Source organism: Enterococcus sp. DIV1315a, from assembly GCF_051712325.1.
Classification (GTDB): Bacteria; Bacillota; Bacilli; order Lactobacillales; family Enterococcaceae; genus Enterococcus; species Enterococcus faecalis.
Map to the genome: position 1 here is coordinate 1,139,354 of NZ_JBIOOS010000001.1, position 20,619 is coordinate 1,159,972.

General features: G+C 36.4%; 19 protein-coding genes. 10 read left to right on the forward strand and 9 right to left on the reverse strand.

Annotation, left to right across the window (positions count from 1 at the left end; translation table 11 throughout):
• Positions 1–66: 66 nt before the first annotated feature.
• Positions 67–1,218 (reverse strand): hydroxymethylglutaryl-CoA synthase, encoded by a 1,152-nt coding sequence (locus tag IGJ03_RS05510; RefSeq protein WP_375804708.1) that lies wholly within the window; start codon positions 1,216–1,218, stop codon positions 67–69.
• 185 nt (positions 1,219–1,403) lie between these two features.
• Here IGJ03_RS05510 and IGJ03_RS05515 point away from each other — a divergent pair, with 185 nt between their 5' ends.
• Positions 1,404–3,815: a hydroxymethylglutaryl-CoA reductase, degradative gene (locus IGJ03_RS05515; protein WP_375804709.1), complete on the forward strand. Its 2,412-nt coding sequence runs from the start codon at positions 1,404–1,406 to the stop codon at positions 3,813–3,815.
• Between the two features lie 19 nt (positions 3,816–3,834).
• Here IGJ03_RS05515 and IGJ03_RS05520 read toward each other — a convergent pair whose 3' ends face one another.
• The 6 genes from IGJ03_RS05520 to IGJ03_RS05545 all read right to left on the reverse strand — a co-directional run bounded on the left by IGJ03_RS05520 (position 3,835) and on the right by IGJ03_RS05545 (position 10,005).
• Complete coding sequence (locus IGJ03_RS05520) at positions 3,835–4,887, reverse strand: AI-2E family transporter (RefSeq protein WP_002357754.1); 1,053 nt, start codon at positions 4,885–4,887, stop codon at positions 3,835–3,837.
• Between the two features lie 16 nt (positions 4,888–4,903).
• The gene (locus IGJ03_RS05525; protein WP_010817250.1) at positions 4,904–6,109 is read right to left on the reverse strand and encodes a YdcF family protein; all 1,206 of its coding nucleotides are present in this window, start codon (positions 6,107–6,109) and stop codon (positions 4,904–4,906) included.
• A 155-nt stretch (positions 6,110–6,264) separates the two neighbouring features.
• Positions 6,265–6,465, reverse strand: coding sequence for a cold-shock protein (locus tag IGJ03_RS05530; protein ID WP_002357750.1), 201 nt, complete (start codon positions 6,463–6,465; stop codon positions 6,265–6,267).
• Positions 6,466–6,762: 297 nt separating this feature from the next.
• Positions 6,763–7,884, reverse strand: coding sequence for a baeRF6 domain-containing protein (locus IGJ03_RS05535; RefSeq protein WP_002357749.1), 1,122 nt, complete (start codon positions 7,882–7,884; stop codon positions 6,763–6,765).
• Between the two features lie 288 nt (positions 7,885–8,172).
• Entirely contained in the window at positions 8,173–9,309 is a 1,137-nt protein-coding gene (locus IGJ03_RS05540; protein WP_010777601.1) for a hypothetical protein, read from the reverse strand.
• Complete coding sequence (locus tag IGJ03_RS05545) at positions 9,310–10,005, reverse strand: ATP-binding cassette domain-containing protein (RefSeq protein ID WP_010777602.1); 696 nt, start codon at positions 10,003–10,005, stop codon at positions 9,310–9,312. It lies immediately after the preceding gene.
• 142 nt (positions 10,006–10,147) lie between these two features.
• Here IGJ03_RS05545 and IGJ03_RS05550 point away from each other — a divergent pair, with 142 nt between their 5' ends.
• The gene (locus IGJ03_RS05550) at positions 10,148–10,516 is read left to right on the forward strand and encodes a hypothetical protein (RefSeq protein WP_010777603.1); all 369 of its coding nucleotides are present in this window, start codon (positions 10,148–10,150) and stop codon (positions 10,514–10,516) included.
• A 160-nt stretch (positions 10,517–10,676) separates the two neighbouring features.
• Here the strand turns inward: IGJ03_RS05550 and IGJ03_RS05555 are convergent, their stop codons facing one another.
• Positions 10,677–11,027: a helix-turn-helix domain-containing protein gene (locus IGJ03_RS05555; RefSeq protein WP_002377642.1), complete on the reverse strand. Its 351-nt coding sequence runs from the start codon at positions 11,025–11,027 to the stop codon at positions 10,677–10,679.
• Between the two features lie 191 nt (positions 11,028–11,218).
• Between IGJ03_RS05555 and IGJ03_RS05560 the strand changes: the two genes are divergently transcribed.
• The 5 genes from IGJ03_RS05560 (at position 11,219) to IGJ03_RS05580 (ending at position 16,279) form a co-directional block, all read left to right on the forward strand.
• Entirely contained in the window at positions 11,219–12,652 is a 1,434-nt protein-coding gene (locus IGJ03_RS05560) for an MFS transporter (protein WP_002357746.1), read from the forward strand.
• Between the two features lie 204 nt (positions 12,653–12,856).
• Positions 12,857–13,531 carry a metal-dependent hydrolase gene (locus tag IGJ03_RS05565; RefSeq protein WP_375804710.1) on the forward strand — a complete coding sequence of 225 codons (675 nt, stop codon included), beginning with the start codon at positions 12,857–12,859 and terminating at the stop codon, positions 13,529–13,531.
• 9 nt (positions 13,532–13,540) lie between these two features.
• On the forward strand, positions 13,541–14,860 hold the full coding sequence (locus IGJ03_RS05570) for a DRTGG domain-containing protein (RefSeq protein ID WP_002357743.1): 1,320 nt from the start codon (positions 13,541–13,543) through the stop codon (positions 14,858–14,860).
• A 13-nt stretch (positions 14,861–14,873) separates the two neighbouring features.
• A complete protein-coding gene (locus IGJ03_RS05575; RefSeq protein ID WP_010712398.1) occupies positions 14,874–15,827 on the forward strand; it encodes a DHH family phosphoesterase in 954 nt (317 codons plus the stop codon).
• A 113-nt stretch (positions 15,828–15,940) separates the two neighbouring features.
• The gene (locus tag IGJ03_RS05580) at positions 15,941–16,279 is read left to right on the forward strand and encodes a zinc ribbon domain-containing protein YjdM (RefSeq protein WP_002357741.1); all 339 of its coding nucleotides are present in this window, start codon (positions 15,941–15,943) and stop codon (positions 16,277–16,279) included.
• A 57-nt stretch (positions 16,280–16,336) separates the two neighbouring features.
• On the opposite strand, the gene IGJ03_RS05585 is transcribed toward IGJ03_RS05580, so the two are convergent.
• Positions 16,337–16,738, reverse strand: a complete 402-nt coding sequence (locus tag IGJ03_RS05585) for a hypothetical protein (RefSeq protein WP_375804724.1) — start codon at positions 16,736–16,738, stop codon at positions 16,337–16,339.
• 55 nt (positions 16,739–16,793) lie between these two features.
• Here IGJ03_RS05585 and IGJ03_RS05590 point away from each other — a divergent pair, with 55 nt between their 5' ends.
• From IGJ03_RS05590 to IGJ03_RS05600, 3 genes are all read left to right on the forward strand, one after another.
• Positions 16,794–17,975: a VanZ family protein gene (locus tag IGJ03_RS05590; RefSeq protein ID WP_002377637.1), complete on the forward strand. Its 1,182-nt coding sequence runs from the start codon at positions 16,794–16,796 to the stop codon at positions 17,973–17,975.
• A gap of 53 nt (positions 17,976–18,028) precedes the next feature.
• The gene (locus tag IGJ03_RS05595; protein WP_002385937.1) at positions 18,029–19,387 is read left to right on the forward strand and encodes a DEAD/DEAH box helicase; all 1,359 of its coding nucleotides are present in this window, start codon (positions 18,029–18,031) and stop codon (positions 19,385–19,387) included.
• 546 nt (positions 19,388–19,933) lie between these two features.
• The gene (locus IGJ03_RS05600) at positions 19,934–20,617 is read left to right on the forward strand and encodes a helix-turn-helix domain-containing protein (RefSeq protein ID WP_002381934.1); all 684 of its coding nucleotides are present in this window, start codon (positions 19,934–19,936) and stop codon (positions 20,615–20,617) included.
• The last annotated feature ends 2 nt before the right edge of the window (positions 20,618–20,619 follow it).

Genomic DNA, 20,619 nt, shown 5'->3' on the forward strand with positions numbered 1-20,619 from the left:
CTAGACATTTAAGCAAAAACTTGAATGTCTAGCTCTTTTGTTGATTGAATCGGGGGATTTAAATACTTAGTTTCGATAAGAACGAACGGTATTATTAATAGCAGAAATACTATATTTTAATTCATCTTCTAACGTTTGATCAATGTCTGTGTCTAAAGTTTCTGCAAACATGGCTTCATATTCAGCGATAGAAAGTTCTGTCCGATTATTCAGCAGTGCTAAATGAGTTTCTTTTTGTAAATGATTTTGATAACCAGCTACTAATTCACCAGTGAAAAATTCAGCGACAGCACCAGAACCATAACTGAATAACCCAATTTGATTGCCTGCGGTTAAAGTCGTTGCATTTTCTAAAAGGGAAATGAGTCCCAGATAAAGTGAACCCGTATACAAGTTTCCTACGCGACGACTATAGATGATGCTTTCTTCATAACGAGCTAAAATTCGTTCCTGTTCTGCTTCAGTTTGGTCGGAGATTTTTGCTAATAAGGCTTTTTTGCCCATTTTTGTGTAAGGAATATGGAACGCTAAAGCATCATAATCTGCAAAATCAAGACCGGTTCGTTTTTTATGTTCATCCCAGACTTGGGCAAAAGATTGGATGTAGGTTTCGTTTGACAAAGGACCATCGACCATAGGATATGGATGGCCTGTTGGACGCCAAAAGTCATAGATATCTTGCGTCAGCATCACATTATCCTCTTTTAAAGCCAAGATGCGCGGTTCACTAGCAACTAACATCGCAACCGCCCCAGCTCCTTGTGTAGGCTCACCGCCAGAATTTAAGCCATATTTTGCAATATCTGCCGCTACGACCAAGACTTTTTTATCTGGATGTAAGGCTACGTGATTCTTAGCTAACTGTAAGCCTGCTGTTGCTCCGTAACAAGCTTCCTTGATTTCGAAAGAGCGAGCGAAAGGTTGAATCCCCATTAAACGATGTAAGACAACTGCGGCCGCTTTTGACTCATCGATACTGGACTCAGTCCCGACAATCACCATATCAATGGCCTCTTTATCTTCTTTGGTCAAGATCGCTTCTGCGGCATTGGCTGCAAATGTCACAATATCTTGGCTGATTGGGTTCACCGCCATTTGGTCTTGCCCAATACCAATATGAAATTTTCCAGGGTCTACATTTCTGGCTTCAGCCAGTGCCGTCATATCAATATAATAAGGGGGCACAAAAAAACTAATTTTATCAATCCCAATTGTCATTTCTTTAACTCCTTTACGATAAATAGATTCATTATATAAAATAGCACGAAATGAACCAAAATGGGGAATTTTTGTATTAACTTCATAGATTATTAAAAAATATCTTATAAGTCTGTTAACATTCAGTAATTGGCACTTGTGATTCTGGGATTTTATGATATATTTCAAGATGGAGGTGCATTTAGTTGAAAACAGTAGTTATTATTGATGCATTACGAACACCAATTGGAAAATATAAAGGCAGCTTAAGTCAAGTAAGTGCCGTAGACTTAGGAACACATGTTACAACACAACTTTTAAAAAGACATTCCACTATTTCTGAAGAAATTGATCAAGTAATCTTTGGAAATGTTTTACAAGCTGGAAATGGCCAAAATCCCGCACGACAAATAGCAATAAACAGCGGTTTGTCTCATGAAATTCCCGCAATGACGGTTAATGAGGTCTGCGGATCAGGAATGAAGGCCGTTATTTTGGCGAAACAATTGATTCAATTAGGAGAAGCGGAAGTTTTAATTGCTGGCGGGATTGAGAATATGTCCCAAGCACCTAAATTACAACGATTTAATTACGAAACAGAAAGCTATGATGCGCCTTTTTCTAGTATGATGTATGATGGGTTAACGGATGCCTTTAGTGGTCAGGCAATGGGCTTAACTGCTGAAAATGTGGCCGAAAAGTATCATGTAACTAGAGAAGAGCAAGATCAATTTTCTGTACATTCACAATTAAAAGCAGCTCAAGCACAAGCAGAAGGGATATTCGCTGACGAAATAGCCCCATTAGAAGTGTCAGGAACGCTTGTGGAGAAAGATGAAGGGATTCGCCCTAATTCGAGCGTTGAGAAGCTAGGAACGCTTAAAACAGTTTTTAAAGAAGACGGTACTGTGACAGCAGGGAATGCATCAACCATTAATGATGGGGCTTCTGCTTTGATTATTGCTTCACAAGAATATGCCGAAGCACACGGTCTTCCTTATTTAGCTATTATTCGAGACAGTGTGGAAGTCGGTATTGATCCAGCCTATATGGGAATTTCGCCGATTAAAGCCATTCAAAAACTGTTAGCGCGCAATCAACTTACTACGGAAGAAATTGATCTGTATGAAATCAACGAAGCATTTGCAGCAACTTCAATTGTGGTCCAAAGAGAACTGTCTTTACCAGAGGAAAAGGTTAACATTTATGGTGGCGGTATTTCATTAGGTCATGCGATTGGTGCCACAGGTGCTCGTTTATTAACGAGTTTAAGTTATCAATTAAATCAAAAAGAAAAGAAATATGGCGTGGCTTCTTTATGTATCGGCGGTGGCTTAGGACTCGCTATGCTACTAGAGAGACCTCAGCAAAAAAAAAACAGCCGATTTTATCAAATGAGTCCTGAGGAACGCCTGGCTTCGCTTCTTAATGAAGGCCAGATTTCTGCTGATACAAAAAAAGAATTTGAAAATACGGCTTTATCTTCGCAGATTGCCAATCATATGATTGAAAATCAAATCAGTGAAACAGAAGTGCCGATGGGCGTTGGCTTACATTTAACAGTGGACGAAACTGATTATTTGGTACCAATGGCGACAGAAGAGCCCTCAGTGATTGCGGCTTTGAGTAATGGTGCAAAAATAGCACAAGGATTTAAAACAGTGAGTCAACAACGCTTAATGCGTGGACAAATCGTTTTTTACGATGTTGCAGATCCCGAGTCATTGATTGATAAACTACAAGTAAGAGAAGCGGAAATTTTTCAACAAGCAGAGTTAAGTTATCCATCTATCGTTAAACGCGGCGGCGGCTTAAGAGATTTGCAGTATCGTGCTTTTGATGAATCATTTATATCTGTCGACTTTTTAGTAGATGTTAAGGATGCAATGGGGGCAAATATCGTTAACGCTATGTTGGAAGGTGTGGCCGAGTTGTTCCGTGAATGGTTTGCGGAGCAAAAGATTTTATTCAGTATTTTAAGTAATTACGCAACGGAGTCGGTTGTTACGATGAAAACGGCTATTCCAGTTTCACGTTTAAGTAAGGGGATCAATGGCCGGGAAATTGCTGAAAAAATTGTTTTAGCTTCACGCTATGCTTCATTAGATCCCTATCGGGCAGTCACGCATAACAAAGGGATCATGAATGGCATTGAAGCTGTAGTTTTAGCTACAGGAAATGATACACGCGCTGTTAGCGCTTCTTGTCATGCTTTTGCGGTGAAGGAAGGTCGCTACCAAGGCTTGACTAGTTGGACGCTGGATGGCGAACAACTAATTGGTGAAATTTCAGTTCCGCTTGCTTTAGCCACGGTTGGCGGTGCCACAAAAGTCTTACCTAAATCTCAAGCAGCCGCTGATTTGTTAGCAGTGACGGATGCAAAAGAACTAAGTCGAGTAGTAGCGGCTGTTGGTTTGGCACAAAATTTAGCGGCGTTACGGGTCTTAGTCTCTGAAGGAATTCAAAAAGGACACATGGCTCTACAAGCACGTTCTTTAGCGATGACGGTCGGAGCTACTGGTAAAGAAGTTGAGGCAGTCGCTCAACAATTAAAACGTCAAAAAACGATGAACCAAGACCGAGCCATGGCTATTTTAAATGATTTAAGAAAACAATAAAAAAACAGTTCAGCAGAAATTATTCTGCTGAACTATTTTTTTTCACATTAGGTAGCCGTTTCAGGCCACGAATTGGTTTTACTTTTAAGACATCTAAGAAGAAAGTGAACACAGGGATTCCTACAATAAGTCCCCATACACCAAAAAGACGCTCACTAACTAATAAAATGACAAACGTATAAAAGATTGGTAACTCTGTTTTACTAGACATGAATTTAGGATTTAGCACGTAAGATTCAAATAAATGGACGATTGTAATTAAAGCTAAGATATAAATCACATCGTTCAAGCCACCTTGGGAATAAGCGATGAAACTTAGCGGAATGCAGGAAATAATCACACCAGCAACTGGGACTAAGCTCAAAATGAAGATCATAATGGCTAAACTAGGTAGCTGAGTAAAGCCGATTATCGCCAAAGCCAAGGTAGTAATGACTGTATTCACCACAGCAATGAAAAACTGAGCTTCCATCACGACACCAAATGTGTTGACGAACTTGTTGGCAAAATAATAGATATCCTGAAAAAACCAATCAAAATCACTTTTTAAAAATAACTTAGAAAAATCGGCCATTTGCTTCTTCTCAATCATAAAGAAGAAACTTAAAATAAAGGACATGACAAATGATAAACCGACAGCACCAATATCTTGAATGTAGCGTAAAATCATTGAAGCACCATTCTGGAGTTGAGAGAGTAAGTTAGATTTTTCCAAGTATTGATCAATAAATTGCAATACTTGATTTGTATCTGTATGTGGACTTTGATAAAAATCAACTACAGAATTAATCATTTGAGTCGTTTGGTTAACTAGAACGGGAACATATTTAGTAATCGCTAAATAGATTAGAAAAACAACCAATGCATAGGTTAAGAGAACGATGACAATCGTCGGGATTTTCATATAGCGTTGAACAAAATGGACCAAACGAACAGCTAAATAGGTAAAGATAAATGTTAAAAGAATTGTTGTAATCATACTTCTGGATAAATAAAGCACAAAAATAATCAAAGCAAGGACGCAAAAACGTCGCAAACGTTCATTTTGAATAAATTTTTGATACAAACTCATAGGGGAAACTCCTTCTTTACTGAATAATCAATCCTGTTAAGAATAACATAACCATACCGATGGCAGCTAGGCCGCAAACAATAATATGGCGGCGTTTGTACATCACTACAATGGCGATGAACTCTCGAATAAACGCGTTAGGTAAAAAATAAAAAGCGGTTTTTGCACCAATGCCATCAGCTTTTAAGCCAGCCATTCGAGCGAAAAGACCCGCTCGGAAAAGGTGATAATTGTTTGTAGTAAAAATGGCTTGGAAATTAGCATTTCCAAAATCCTCAATCATTGTTTCTTTGGAAAAACGCATATTTTCTAGTGTGTTTTTTGAATGAGCTTCTACTAAAATATCATCATCAGGAATACCTTGTGTCAAAGCATACATTTTCATCGCGACACTTTCAGGAAGTAATTCATCGGGGCCTTGACCACCAGACATGACGATTTTTGGTGGATTTAACGTTGCGCGATTTTGAGCCTTGTAAAATTGAATGGCTTTGTTGATGCGGGCTTGCAATAACGGTGGCACAATCTCACCATTGATTAGCCCCGAACCTAACACAACAATATAATCCTGTGTATATTTTGGCTGATTAAATTGATACAACGTAGAAACAGTTAAAAAATTATAAAAAACAAACGCGAAATAAGTCAAAATAAATGGCGCAATAGTTAAGGGTAAGGAGAGCCAAGTTGGTAACAACGATTGAAAAAAGAAATTATAAATTAATAGTAATGTTAAGCCAATTGCCAGCAACAACGTCAACAAGTTCCCTAGAGACCGACCTTCTTTTCTCATAACAACGACCGCATTCCAATAGAGGAAAATAATTAAAGCATAGATTCCTAGAGCCAAAGCAATTAAAATAGCTAGAATTGCAATAATTGCTAAGGTTATTAAAAAGTAGTTGTTTGTACGAATCGCAGTAATCCCTAAATAAGTCGCTAGAACCACAAGAAAAATATTAAATAATGTTCCATTCAGTAAACGTCTTTTTTCTTTGAAGTAGAAGAGCGCAAACAAGCCAAAAAAAGCAATGGGGATTAAAAAGAAGGCTGTACCACGAATGATTTCTAAATATAAAACATATGAGAAGAACATAAAGACAGTCCAGCCAAACATCCACGGTAACCAATCGTGTTCTTTTTTCTTTTTCCGCCACGAGGGAATGAAAAAGAGACCCAATAAATAAACACCTAAAAAGGTTAAATCACCATAAAATTGCATAAATAAACTCCTTTAAAACATTTTTCCTCTTCAGTATAACGAAAACTCTTCAAAAAAAATAGAGGAAGCACTTAGTTTCAGAAAGTTTTCTTGTTCTTTTTTTTATAAAAAAAACCTGACGATTAACGTCAGGTTTTTGAGTCAGTATTGTTTAATTAAGCTTTAGTAACGTTAGTTGCTTGAGGGCCACGTTGACCTTCTTCGATTTCGAAAGTTACTGCTTGACCTTCTTCTAAAGTTTTGAAGCCGTCACCTTGGATAGCTGAGAAATGTACGAATACATCGTTTCCGTTTTCTGCAGTGATGAAGCCAAAGCCTTTGTCTGAGTTAAACCATTTTACTGTACCTGTTTCCATAATAAATATCCTCCTAGATGTGTGTTATAACACATTCATATTTTGCAATTACTTGAAAGGTGAAAAATGTGGAAGATGTTTATTTGAAACAGCTACCCATATTACCGAACAAAAACTACATCTATTACTATAGCATACTAACTGGTTTTTGTATAGCGATAACCTTATTTTCTTTTTTATCGGATGTTTTTTAAAAACTAGAAAGTGAAGATAAGGCTGTTATAGTGCTGTTTCAATAAGGCTCAGAAAAAAAGCCCATTGTAAGGCGCTTTCTTACAATGGGCTTTTTGCCTGTTTTTAATAACGGAGGATAGCCGCTAAAGATTTTTCATCTGGTGCAGCTTTTTGGTCTAAAACAAAAACTTGACCGCCGTTTTGAATGACTTGGTAAGCAATGGTGTTTAAAAGTTTGCGACGATCGTACTCTTCAGATGACATTTCATTGTTTTCAGTAACAAAGAGTGACGTTGCAATAAAAAGATGGGAAATTTTGCCGTCAGCTGCCGCTGGCGAAATATCTGTAAATTGATCTAAGAATTTACGATCTAGTAATTTGTTATAAGAAGCTGTTTCTTTTTCTGTTAACTCTGCAGCTATTTTTTCACTAGCGCTGCGGATATCTTGAATGGTTGCTTGTGCAGGTGAAGCAGCAACTGAAATTGAGCAATCATAATAAGGATTTTTAGCAATCTTTTTAAAGAGTGTTTGGTTTTCTGGTAAAGCATAAAGATAAAGCGGTAATTTTTCAGGATTATCCAGTTGATCTTTTAAGAAAGTATCGACTGCTTGATAGTAGTTCACCCAATCAATTTCAACTTCTTTATCTTTAGTATTGATGCTATGATAAGCGACACCTTCTTTAGAACCGTTAGAACTACCTTGAGTTGAAAAGTTTAAATTACCACCCGTTAATTCATCACCTAAAGCTGTGACCACGTCTGTTGGTGCATCTTTAGGCAATTCAACAGGGGTCACAGTCGTATGATCAACCTTGTAAAGTTTCATTGAATCGCGATTTAGAGCAAGTAGGTAATAATGGTAGTTAAATTGTTTGTCTTTGACTAGTCCAAGTAAATAAGGAATCGTGTCCACGTAATATTGATCGTCAACGGGCACATCTAATCGTTGAACAAAGGTGTTCTCTGGAGATAAGATGATTGAAACACTTGCTGTGCCGTTGCGCCAGAAGGAAGCATCAGCTAGAAGTGCGTCAATTTTTTCTTGGAAAACAGCCCATTTTTCCTCAGGAAATTTTTTTTCAAAGCGTGTTTTTGCCGCTTTTGCAAAATTTTTCAAAACAAGCGAATCTTTTTCTACGTTTTGATGAGCGACATGGGTGTTAAACAAGAAAGTAACAAACGGTCCATGAACTTCTTCAGAAAATAATGTTGATAAGCTATCTTTTTTTTGATTTGCCATAATAAAATCCCCCTTCTAAAAGTAAGTGTAGCACAGGAAATCGAATGTTTAAAACAATATGTTCAATAAAAGAAAACGCTTTAAAGAATCTAAATAAAGGACTGTTAATGGTGTTCTAATAAAAGTTTTATAAAAAATATAGCTGAAACTCATGATAAAAAAGGCACAAACTACTATACTTACGTTATGCCAATTATCCCGAATTGGTTTTTTCATACTTACTCCTACCAAGAGTAAATAACAACCTTCATTTCCACCACAGACGACGGTCGTGGTGGTTTTTTTTGTTTAGGTTCTAGTTTTTTTTGCTATTAACTTTTGAGAAGGACAGAGTAAGATAGTTAGAGAGATTATGACAAGTACGAGAATGGTGAGAAGAGTTATTAAGATCCCGTTTTGATAGTTTAACAATGGATTTCGCAAAGGTCTCATAATGTCACCACCTAATAGAATATGAGGCATATCCAAGTAGCTTAAGAGAATGTAAGGTTTTAAGTTCTCGTTAAGTAACGTATTGAGTACATCGTATTGTCCAATCACTAATGGAATAATTAAAACAGAGAGATTTAGAATTAAATTACTTGTTAGAATGCTGAATACTAAACTTAACAATGCTAGAAATACTAGAAATAATATAAAAAAGAAGATTGTTTTAACGACAAAGTCATTTGTTGCTATCAAACTGACTTCCGTATTTTTCGAACTGGTGGCAATCGGGTAATTAAACACACCCAGTCCATTTTTTAGAAAGACAAATGCAAGTACAAGGAGAAATGCGCTGAGTAGGTTTGCAAAGAGCGACAAAACAATGGCAAAAAGTTTGGTGTAATATGTTCGTACATAAGAGTTAGGAGAAACACAATACCAAATGAAATTATGTTTTTTATAGTCTAAATTAAATAAATAAGCAATCTGGAAACTAATCAGAATTAAAATAATTTGCATTAATTGAGGAGAAGAAAAAACCAAATTTAGATATTGGATCACGCCCATCTTTTTTGGATTATCACTCGTTTTATTTAGCCCATTGTTTTTTAAATACTCCAGTACGGCCACTATACTTTTTTGTTCACTAATTGATCTAGCTTGCAAACTACCATCTAGAATTCCTTCTAGCGTTTTTTTTTCCAAGTTATACTCATTTTCAACAATCGCTTTTTGATCTCCTTTCTTTAGAGAATCAATGAGTTTTTTTAAATAACCATTTGTTTCCTTGATGTCTTCAACGATTTTTGTTGCAGTTGGGTCATCTTTGATACTTTCAATCGTTGTTATGCCGGCATAGTAATTATCTTCGTAATATTTTACATAATTAAAATTGGCATTTCCTAAAAAAAAAGGAACGCTAATAACGAGAACGAATAATGCAAACAGAAAATAAGTGGTTTTCTCTCGAAAAATTTTAATTAGTTCAAATTTTATCATTTAGGCACGACCTTTCGTTGCATATAGTTCGTAGTATTCTTCTTTTAATTGTAGATAGTCTAGTGACGCTGATTTCAGAATACCGCTATCTAAAAAATAAATTGCATCACAAAGCTTGCTTATTTCGAAAATATTATGAGATGACAAAAGTAATGTTTTTCCTTGCTCTTTTAAAGTAAGAAAGACGGTTGTTAGGTACTCAACATTTTCAATATCGAGACCATTTAATGGCTCATCAAAAATCAGAAAAGACGCACCACTAGCGATGGCGACTGAGAGCAAGGCTTTTTGCTTCATACCTGCAGAAAGGTGTTTAATTTTTTTGTTTATGTACGTGTTAACACCGACTAAGTTAATGATTGATTCAAAATTAGCATCATGTTTCCATAACTTGGCCGCTACTTGCATATTCTCGTAAACGGTAAGATTTGCAAATAATTGATTCGCGGATTCTATGAAAAAGATTTTTTTATTGTAGTCAGTTCTGTTTTTGATTGATGTTTTGTCAACTATTACTTCACCAGATTCGAGCGGGATAAGTTGGACGATTGATTTAAAAAAAGTCGTTTTTCCTGTACCATTTGGGGCAACAATACATGTGATTGATCCCGTATTTAATGTAAGCGACAAGTTATTCAAGATGTTTTTATTGTTCAATGCTACGCAGATCTTGGTTATTTCTATTGAATTATTCAATTTTTTTCTCCTTTTATTAGAAATTAGTTATATAGATTATATTAACATTAAATTAAAGAAAGAGAAAGGTTGTTTTTTAAATAATTATTTGGTAGTATAAAATTATAAATAGTGAAAATATATTATGTTAGGAGTAGAAACAATGGAAAAGAAAGTTGTGTATGGTTGTGTTCTAACAAATTTGTTGGGTGTTAGTTTGGTGTTTAATTCACCAGTAGAGGCAGAAGAAGTCATTCAAAATGATGCGTTAGTTGAATTGCAAAACGAGATTGGTAGTCAATCTGTTAACCCAAGAAACAGAGCTTATGTTGGTTGGGTCGTGAGGTATTTCCATCAATATCAAACTCGAGCAACAGGGAACTGGGCGCCAAATTTACATGGATATGTTTATGGGAAAATCAATGTGCGTAATGGTTATTCTGCGAATGGATGGACGTATTTGGGAACAACGAATAATTCTAATTGGTTTACGATTGAACACAAGTTTAGACAAAATTATCGAGTATGGTGAATCGATTATTTTATAAGTAAGGATAAATAAAGAAGATAAACCAAATAAATGCCAGAAGGTGTCTCCTTCTGGCATTTATTTGGTTTATTACAATGAATATGCTAGTGGCTGAATAAATTAATAAGTACAAAGAACACAGAGCCGCTGACTGTCGCATTACTTAAGAATTTGTCATTTCAAATTTACGGAACCGCAAGAAACGATTTGCTTCTTCCTCTAACTGAGTAATTTCTTCTTCTGTTAACTCTTCCGTAGTAATCTGAATATGTAACTCTTTTTGTGTGCTTGTCATAGGTGCCTGATGATTGATCTCTGTTTGTTGGGTGCGGCCCATTAAATAGTCCAAGGAAACAGAAAAATAGTCTGCTATTTTTAAAAGATTCTCTACTTTAGGCGAAGAGGTATCCCAACGACGAATTTGTCCATTGGAAATGCCGACGTTTCTTTCTAATTGGGCGAGGGTTAATTGCTTTGACTGAGCTAATTGTTTAATGCGAGAAATTAAGGTCATTTCAAGTCCTCCTTGCGTTTTCCGTTTGCTAATTTTAAATTAGCGTAAAAGCGAATGGTTGTCAATTGCGAGCGTGTAATAAGAAGGTGAACATCTCATGAGTGATTTTTTAGAAAATTTCCGATGAAAAAAAGAAGAAATAGAGTTATTATTAGTAAGTAAACTGTTTTGGAGCGAGAGGGGATGAATCAATGGAGAAAATTAAAAGTTACCAAGAGGATTCTGAAGTGCAGAAAAATCGTTGGTGGATCTTAGTTTCTGTGGCTATGTTTACCTTCATGTCTACATTAGATTCCAGCATTGTAAATATTGCTTTACCGACTATTTCAAAAGAAATGTCCGTACCCATGAATCAAGCGGAATGGGTCGTATCTATTTATTTAATGGTTGTCTGTGCTTGTTTATTATTATTTGGAAAAATTGGCGACAGTTTTGGAAAAATAAAAGTTTATCGAATTGGCACGGTTATTTTTACGATTGGTTCGTTACTTTGTGGCTTTAATCAATCGCTGAGCTTTCTATTATTTGCGCGGGTCGTTCAAAGTATTGGTGCTAGCATGACCATGGCGACCAATTCAGGAATTATTACGGAAGTATTCCCTTTAAATGAAAGAGGGCGGGCGCTTGGTGCAGTAGGTGCCTTTGTCTCTTTAGGCGCGATTGCTGGTCCTGGGATTGGTGGATTGATCTTATCAAACTTTTCTTGGTCGTATATTTTTTGGATTAATGTTCCTGTGGGGCTAGTTACAATTTTAATTGGCGAAAAGTTTCTACCAAAAGATATTACAAAAACAAAAGAAAAAATAGATTTTTCAGGATTTGCTTGTATTGCCATTGCGATTATGACGTTCTTCGGCGGGATTTTCCTCGGACAAGAGAGCGGGTTTGGCTCGTTACAATCCTATTTATTGTTCATTATTGCAGTAATCGCATTAGGATTATTTATAATGGTTGAACGAAAAAGAAAAAGCCCACTTATTAAGTTCGCAATTTTTAAAAACAAAATTTTTACTTTAAGTTTATTGTCCGCTGTTTTAATTTTTGCCTCAAACTTTTTTGTAAATGTTGTCATTCCATTTTATTTGCAGGATGCACGCAAACTAAGTGCTAGTTATGCTGGTCTATTAATGATGGTATTTCCGTTATTAATGGTGGTTGGGGCTCCTCTGAGTGGCTATTTGACGGATAAAATTGGCCCAGGTATTTTAACATTTGGCGGATTGTTGCTTTTGTGCTGTACGTCGTTAATGTATATGTTTTTAGATATGAATTCGCCCATCTGGTATTATGTGATTGCAACAGCCATTATGGGCTTGGGAAATGCACTTTTCCAGTCTCCAAACAATACAATGGTTATGAGTAGTGTTGAAAAGCAAGATTTAGGTGTAGCAGGAAGTATGAATTCTTTTGCTAGAAACTTAGGAATGGTCATTGGGATTGCGTTGTCAACGACCATTTTATATCGTGGTATGAGCGAAGCCTATGGTGAACGAGTAACCACGTATCTGGCTAATCGCCCAGATATATTTATTGTGGGAATGCGTGAAACCTTTTTTGTCGCCTTTCTATTATGTGTGGCGGCCTTTATATTAACGATTTTACGTTTTCGGAAAACAACCAAATAAGTAAAAAGAAACAGACGAGAAAGATTCATGATTTTTCTCGTCTGTTTCTTTACTAGCTAAGAAAATAAGCAAATGCGATTGTATATTTCTAATTCTCTGTTACAATAAAGAAAGTAAACTGTACTAAACTGTACTACTTTTAAGAATGAATTTGACGATTAATTATCATAAGAGTGTGTAGAAAATACCGTAGGAGGAATACAAATGGAACTGATAGGACATGGACATTCATGTATTGAAATTCGTCTAAACGACGGCACGAACCTTTTATTTGATCCTTTTATTAATGGCAACCCTTTAGCGGACGTTTCACTTGAAGATTTACACCCTGATTACATCTTAATCACCCACGGACACAGCGATCATATTGGCGATATGCTAGCAATTGCTCAAGCCAACAAGGCAACGATTATTGCGATAGCTGAAGTGGCTACGTATGCGCAGTCGCAAGGGGTAAAAGCGCATGGAATGAATCTAGGTGGGCGTTATGTCTTTCCTTTTGGTTCGGTTAAATTTGTGCCAGCTTTGCATAGTTCTGGTTATGAAATAGACGGCGTAATGACCTACATGGGCGAAGCAAGTGGGATTATTTTAGAAGCAGAAGATAAAAAAATTTATCACGCTGGTGATACGGCGTTGTTTTCAGATATGCGTCTTTTTTCAAAAGACAAATCCATTGATGTAGCGTTCTTACCAATTGGCGATAATTACACGATGGGACCAGAGGATGCGCTACAAGCAGTCTCTTACTTAAATCCCGAAATAACAATTCCAATTCATTACAATACCTTTCCTGTTATCCAACAAAATCCAGCAATATTCGTAGAGCAAGTAGTTGGCGGGAAAGTATTAAACCCAGGAGAGACGATCCTAGTTTAGGAGGAAATTATGGCGACGAAACATGATCAAATTTTAAAACATATTGAAGAATTACCAATTGGCGATCGAATCTCTGTTCGAAGCATTGCCAAAAGTTTAAGTGTTAGTGAAGGAACAGCGTATCGGGCCATCAAAGATGCAGAAAATATTGGGCTTGTTTCCACCATTCAACGTGTTGGTACGATACGAATTGAGCGGAAGTTAAAAAAACATATTGAAAAATTAACATTTGGTGAAGTGGTCCGGATTATTGAAGGGGATGTGTTAGGCGGTAGCTCTGGTCTAGACAAAGTCCTTAATAAATTTGTAATTGGTGCGATGACAGAAACCGCAATGACGCGATATATTACTCCAGGCTCCTTAATGATTGTTGGTAACCGTCAAGGCGTGCAAAAGCTTGCTTTAGAAAATGGGGCAGCCGTTTTAATTACAGGTGGATTTGAAACATCTGAAGAGATTGCGCAGTTAGCAGATCGTCTGGGTATGCCTGTCTTGAGAACCACATATGATACATTTACTGTGGCTACTATGATTAACCGTGCTTTAAGTGATCAGCTGATTAAAAAAGACATTTTACTCGTCAGTGATATTTATACAGCGCTTGAAAAAACCAATTATTTGTTGACAACTCAAACGATTGCAGATTATCAGGCATTATCTGAAAGTACCCATCATTCTCGTTTCCCAGTAGTAAATAAGAAATTACGTTTAGTGGGGATTGTCACAGCCAAAGATGTCATTGGTAAAAGTGAACATTTAACCGTGGATAAAGTCATGACAAAGGATCCCAATGTTGTGAAAAAGATGATGAGTGTAGCGAGTGTCAGTCATCAAATGATTTGGGATGGTCTAGAAGTCATGCCGGTGGTGGAAGATGATTTAGCGCTTGTTGGAATTGTTTCTCGCCAAGATGTGATGAAAGCCATGCAATTGGTGCAACGACAACCACAAATTGCAGATACAATTTCAGATCAAATTTCCGGGGAAGTGATGCCTGTTGAAGAAAATGGCAAAGAAACAACCCGTTTTCGTTTTTCGGTTGCGCCCCAAATGGTTAACAGTGTTGGTACCATCTCGTTCGGTGTCCTAAGTGAAATTATTTCTAACGTGACACAACGAACAATGTTGATGAATCAAAAAAGAAATGTATTAATTGAACAAGTGAATCTACATTATTTGCGGCTAATCCAGTTGGAAAGTGAATTGGACATTCGTCCACGTATTTTAGAAATTGGTCGTCGCTCTGCAAAATTAGATATCGAAGTTTATTTAGAAAATGTCATTGTGGCAAAAGCAATTGTTGTTTGCCAAGTGATGGAGAGAACGTAGGAGGCTACAAAGAATGGACGTAGTAAAAGAAATTATGGCAGCAATTAAACAATATGAAACAATTATTATTCATAGACATCAAAGGCCCGACCCAGATGCGATTGGCTCACAGGTTGGGTTAGCAGAACTCTTAAGAGCGAGCTTTCCTGAAAAAAATATTTATCAAGTAGGCGGACCAGTGGAAGGCTTAGAGTTTTTAGCTGAAATGGACGTTATTACTGACGATGTCTATCGAGGTGCATTAGTCATTGTAACAGATACTGCAAATGCTCCACGAATTAGTGATGCGCGTTTTTCTTTAGGCGATCAATTAATTAAAATCGATCATCATCCGAATGATGAACCTTATGGAGATTTAGTTTGGGTGAATACAAATGCAAGTAGTTGTAGTGAAATTATTGTTGATTTTTGGCAACAGCATTTAGCAGAATTAACGATGACAGATAATGCAGCTCGTTTATTGTATGCTGGGATTGTGGGGGATACAGGACGTTTTCTTTATCCTTCCACTTCGGCGCATACACTCGCTGTCGCTGCGCAATTGCGTACGTTTAACTTTAATGCCGCAGACTTAAATCGTGAGTTAGACCAAATGCCTTTAAAGGTTGCTAAATTAGCGGGTTATATTTATCAAAATTTAGAAATCGACGCAAATGGCGCTGCTCGTGTCGTTTTACCACAAAGTATTTTAAACAGTTATGATATTGTCGATTCTGAAACGGCAGCTATTGTTTCAATGCCAGGAAAAATTGAAGATGTTCTCTCATGGGCAATCTTTGTTGAACAGCCAGAAGGTTATTATCGCGTTCGGTTACGTTCCAAAGGACCCATCATTAATACAATTGCTAAAAACCATCATGGCGGCGGCCATCCTTTGGCAAGTGGCGCTAATGCACGTGATGCAGCTGAAATTGAAGTGATTTACCAAGAAATCCAAGCAGCTTGCCAAGAGTGGGCTCAAAAATAAATAAGTAATTAGAAAGTAGTTATCGGACGTTGATAAATCATTAGGACTACTTTTCATTCACTAGAAAATAAGGTAAAATGAAAAAGAATTATTTTTTACAAAGGAGAACGTTAATGACAGAGCAATTACCAAACTGCCCTGAATGTGGGTCGGCATATGCCTATGAAGATCGCGGATTATTTATTTGTCCAGAATGCGGTCATGAATGGTCACCAACAGAAGAAGTTGCAGAAGAAGGCTTAGTAGTCAAGGACTCAAATGGCAATCTTTTAGCGGATGGTGACAGTGTTACTGTAATCAAAGATTTGAAAGTTAAAGGTGCCAGTGGCGCAATTAAACAAGGCACAAAAGTGAAAAACATTCGTTTAGTGGAAGGCGATCATAACATCGACTGTAAGGTAGATGGCTTTGGTCCAATGAAGTTAAAATCAGAGTTTGTTAAGAAAAATTAAATTTCATTTGAATGATGAGACAGTAAGAGTCTAGGACACAACCATCGTCCTAGACTCTTACTGATGTTTATCGGTCTTGTATTTTATCATTGTACGAAGGCCGTGCCAAGCGTTGTAAAGTGTGAGGATTAACCCGATACCTAAAGGAATCCATAACCATTGCGGAGAATAAGCGGCATCTTTTAACGTTTCAGGGTTGATGGTCCATGATTCTTGCAATACTTGGAAACTAAAAACCATGAGAAATGTTGAAATAAGTAACAAAATAAACCGTAAATAATGAATCGTTGTTTGACGGTGAATCAGTGCAAAGAGTAAGTAGAGCACAAGTAAAAATAGCGGCACTCCAAACGCAAAATATGGCTGTAACATGAGAACGTCCTCCTTTTTCTTAATGATACTGCAAAGGAGAGGATTTGCAAAATAAAATTTATTGTTGGTACATTTTTTTAGAAACAAGTATAGTGTTATTGAGGCATTCATACTTGAAATTGTTTATCTTGGAGGAATTTTTATGGCAGTATATAGCGAACCAATTAAATGGGCAATCATTATTTTCCCGTTTCTAGCATTTTTTATTTCTGGGGCATTATTAATCTATGAATACCGCAAATATGGTTCATTTGTTTGGACACGAGCAATGATTTTGTATTCATTTGTTTTTTATTTATTATGTGCCTATTTCTTGGTAATTTTACCGTTGCCATCTCGGGCAGAAGTGGCTCAATACACAGGACCAACAATGGAACTGCGGCCTTTTCATTTTATTTCAGGGATTTTAAACGAAACTGTTTTTTCGCTCAAAGATCCTAGTACGTATTTGCCAGCATTAAAACAGCATGCCGTTTTAGAACCACTGTTTAATGTTTTATTAGTTTTACCTTTTGGTGTGTATTTACGGTATTATTTCAAATGTTCATTTTTAAAAACAGTTCTTGCGAGTTTTTTATTGTCATTATTTTTTGAATTAACACAGTTATCTGGCCTTTATTTTATTTATCCACGTTCGTATCGCCTGGCGGATGTCAATGATTTAATTAATAATACCGTCGGAGGCATGGTCGGTTATTGGTTGACGCCGCTCTTTACCTTTTTATTGCCAACAAGAGAAGAAATTGATGCCACCTCTTATGAAAAAGGTCAGACAGTTAGCCTGTTAAGACGTTTCTTTGCATGGGGGATTGATTGGTTGGTGATTGGCTTTGTGCAAGGCCTGCTCGTTTTTGGACTAAATTTCATTCCAGCTTATAAAAATTGGGCAACCAATTATCCGATTTTTTCAGATCGGATGTGGTTCTTTATCATGGTGTTTGCGGTCTTTATCGTCATGATGAAACTGACAAATGGTCAAACGTTAGGGAAAAAAGTTGTTCGCATTCGGGTGGTTGAAACAGGACATGAAAAAATTCGTTTAAAAGCCTTGTTTGTTCGCTACGGTTATTTGTATTTTGTGTATGGTTTAATTAGTATTTATCTAGCCAATGCCACTGATTTATTGAATTCTTCTAATCGGATGTTGCAAATGGTGTCACTGCTTCTGTATTTGTTCTGTTTAATTTTATATTTACTGTTTTTGATCAACGTTTTGTTAACCTTGATTCGTAAAAAACGGCGTTTGTTTTATGAAAAAGCCAGCCATACTTATACAGTCAGTACATTAGAAGTTGCGAAAACAAAGGAATCAGCAGGTGAGTAAAAGTTGTTTTTGTGTTATAATGCCAAAGTGCATAAAGAATTTAACGAGAAGAGGTGAGGCAAGTGCCTTCATTTAAACAATTTCAATTTCAACCTTTTATCAACGAAGCACTCGCAGAAAAAGGGTTTGAAGAACCAACAGAAGTCCAAGAAAAATTAATCCCAATCATTAAGAAAGGGAAAAGTGTCATTGGACAATCGCAAACAGGAAGTGGAAAGACGCATACTTTTTTACTTCCATTAATGGATAAAGTTAAGCCAACTATCGACGAAGTACAAATTGTGATTACTGCGCCTAGTCGTGAATTAGCCAATCAAATTTATCAAGAAGCGCAGCAACTGGCTCGTTTCAGTCAACCAGAAATTCGAGTGTCAAATTTTGTTGGCGGAACAGATAAACAACGTCAATTAAATAAATTAAAGCATCAGCAACCTCATGTGGTGATTGGTACACCAGGGCGTATTTTAGATATGATGAATGAACAAGCCTTGAAAGTGCATACGGCTTTTGCCTTTGTTGTCGATGAAGCAGACATGACATTAGATATGGGCTTTTTAGCAGAAGTCGATCAAATTGCCGGTCGTTTGCCAGAAAAATTACAAATGCTCGTTTTTTCTGCAACCATTCCAGAAAAATTACGACCATTTTTAAAAAAATATTTAGAAAATCCAGTGATTGAACATATCAAACCAAAAGCAGTTATTTCAGAAACAATTGACAATTGGTTGATTTCCACCAAAGGAAAAAACAGCAATCAAATAATTTATCAATTATTGACTATCGGGCATCCTTATTTAGCGATTGTTTTTGCAAATACTAAACAAAGAGTTGATGAAATCACCGATTACTTAAAAGATCAGGGACTAAAAGTTGCCAAAATTCATGGAGACATCACACCACGCGAAAGAAAACGTGTGATGCGTCAAGTTCAAAATCTTGACTACCAATATGTGGTAGCTACAGATTTAGCCGCACGTGGGATTGATATTGAAGGGGTTTCACATGTCATCAATGCAGAAGTTCCACATGAATTGGACTTCTTTATCCATCGGGTTGGCCGCACAGGACGTAATGGATTGAATGGGACTGCCATAACATTATATTCACCAGCGGATGATGAAGCGATTACTCAGATTGAGCAGTTAGGTGTTTCTTTCAAACCAAAAGAAATTAAAAATGGTGAGATTGTAGAGACGTATGATCGCAACCGTCGAACAAAACGAGAAAAATCTCGAGAAGAATTAGACCCAACGTTAATTGGTTTAGTGAAAAAGAAAAAGAAAAAAATTAAACCAGGATACAAGAAAAAAATTAATTGGGCAATTGAAGACAGCAATAAGAAAAAACGTAAAATTGAACGTCGTCAAAAAGATCGTTCTGCTAGAAAAGCAAAAAAGAATTCTTCTAACTAAAAACGTTGTGGATTATAAAAAGTAAGGGACTAGAATCGTAAAGATTTTAGTCCCTTACTTTTTATATGATAAATATTTAAGTCACTTTTAAAATAACTCTTTTTTAAAAGTAGTTATCGTTAAAAGTAGAGAAAATTACCGATTAATTGTAAAGATTTTTGTCGAAAACATCAAAATGTTAGTGTTAAACATCAACATTTTGATGTTTTCTCGAGAAAAAAATAATAAAATTACAGAATTTTTGGCGTGTTTTAGCAAAAAGTAGGAAGTTTCGGCACTTTTTTTGTTAAAAAATCAGCTTTATTAGTTGATATTAAAGGAAATTCATTTTTTTTTACGGAGGATAAAAAAATTTTACACACAAAAAAAATCATTTTCTAATATAATATAAATAACCACCAAAATAAAGAATAAAGGAGCGAAGAGAGATGAAGATAAAAAGGTGTTTATTAACCAATCGATGGAGAAAACACGCGATTTGGTAACGTAGTTTGATTGGTGCGTTTAGTTATTGGTAGCAGAAAGAGTTCTAGGAGGAAAGAAGAAATGAGAAGGATTTTGGTATTAACAAAGAACATTTTAGTTGAGCAAACATTTCAGCAGCAATTACAACATTTAAATTATGAAGTCTTTTGTACGAACTGCTGTGAAGAAACTATAGAACATGAGTTAACTTTTTTTAATTATTTTGATGCAATTGTATTAAGCGAAACACTTTCTCAGAACGATTGCTTGAGATTATTAGGAAGTCTTTCATCGTTAGAGAAGCCGATTTATCGACGTTCACAATCGATGTGTAATAAACGTGAAGCGGAGATTTGGCAGGAAAGAGGTATTATCCGGTGGTTAGGCCTCAAAGATTCATTGGAAGATATTCGTGAAAAAATTGACACTGTCGATCAAAGTTTTGCCGAAGTCACTGCCGAGCTACTTGATGACCAAGTAAAAAAGATTCGCTTTACAAAAAACGAGCAACGCTTTTTAAAAATCTTGTATCAGCATGCCCATGAAGGGTTGGATCGTGATCAAATTTGTCGCTTGCTTTGGCAGAAAGAACCAGATGCTTCTACAAAATCGCAGCTGTCTTTCGTATGTAAACGAGTGAAACAAAAATTTAGTGATGCAGGTATGAACGAAGAGATTATTACAACCTCTTGGGGAAAAGGGTATCAAATAAATGAACAAATTTTGCCTTATTTAGAGCAAACGTTATTTGAAACAGCTCAGTAAGG

Excerpts from the sequence above, each read along its gene's own strand:
- IGJ03_RS05600 (WP_002381934.1), top strand. The coding sequence starts at position 19,934 with ATGAGAAGGATTTTGGTATTAACAAAGAACATTTTAGTTGAGCAAACA.
- IGJ03_RS05570 (WP_002357743.1), top strand. The coding sequence starts at position 13,541 with ATGGCGACGAAACATGATCAAATTTTAAAACATATTGAAGAATTACCA.
- IGJ03_RS05560 (WP_002357746.1), top strand. The coding sequence starts at position 11,219 with ATGGAGAAAATTAAAAGTTACCAAGAGGATTCTGAAGTGCAGAAAAAT.
- IGJ03_RS05530 (WP_002357750.1), bottom strand. The coding sequence starts at position 6,465 with ATGGAAACAGGTACAGTAAAATGGTTTAACTCAGACAAAGGCTTTGGC.
- IGJ03_RS05580 (WP_002357741.1), top strand. The coding sequence starts at position 15,941 with ATGACAGAGCAATTACCAAACTGCCCTGAATGTGGGTCGGCATATGCC.
- IGJ03_RS05525 (WP_010817250.1), bottom strand. The coding sequence starts at position 6,109 with ATGCAATTTTATGGTGATTTAACCTTTTTAGGTGTTTATTTATTGGGT.
- IGJ03_RS05510 (WP_375804708.1), bottom strand. The coding sequence starts at position 1,218 with ATGACAATTGGGATTGATAAAATTAGTTTTTTTGTGCCCCCTTATTAT.
- IGJ03_RS05550 (WP_010777603.1), top strand. The coding sequence starts at position 10,148 with ATGGAAAAGAAAGTTGTGTATGGTTGTGTTCTAACAAATTTGTTGGGT.
- IGJ03_RS05535 (WP_002357749.1), bottom strand. The coding sequence starts at position 7,884 with ATGGCAAATCAAAAAAAAGATAGCTTATCAACATTATTTTCTGAAGAA.
- IGJ03_RS05555 (WP_002377642.1), bottom strand. The coding sequence starts at position 11,027 with ATGACCTTAATTTCTCGCATTAAACAATTAGCTCAGTCAAAGCAATTA.
- IGJ03_RS05520 (WP_002357754.1), bottom strand. The coding sequence starts at position 4,887 with ATGAGTTTGTATCAAAAATTTATTCAAAATGAACGTTTGCGACGTTTT.
- IGJ03_RS05575 (WP_010712398.1), top strand. The coding sequence starts at position 14,874 with ATGGACGTAGTAAAAGAAATTATGGCAGCAATTAAACAATATGAAACA.
- IGJ03_RS05565 (WP_375804710.1), top strand. The coding sequence starts at position 12,857 with ATGGAACTGATAGGACATGGACATTCATGTATTGAAATTCGTCTAAAC.
- IGJ03_RS05540 (WP_010777601.1), bottom strand. The coding sequence starts at position 9,309 with ATGATAAAATTTGAACTAATTAAAATTTTTCGAGAGAAAACCACTTAT.
- IGJ03_RS05590 (WP_002377637.1), top strand. The coding sequence starts at position 16,794 with ATGGCAGTATATAGCGAACCAATTAAATGGGCAATCATTATTTTCCCG.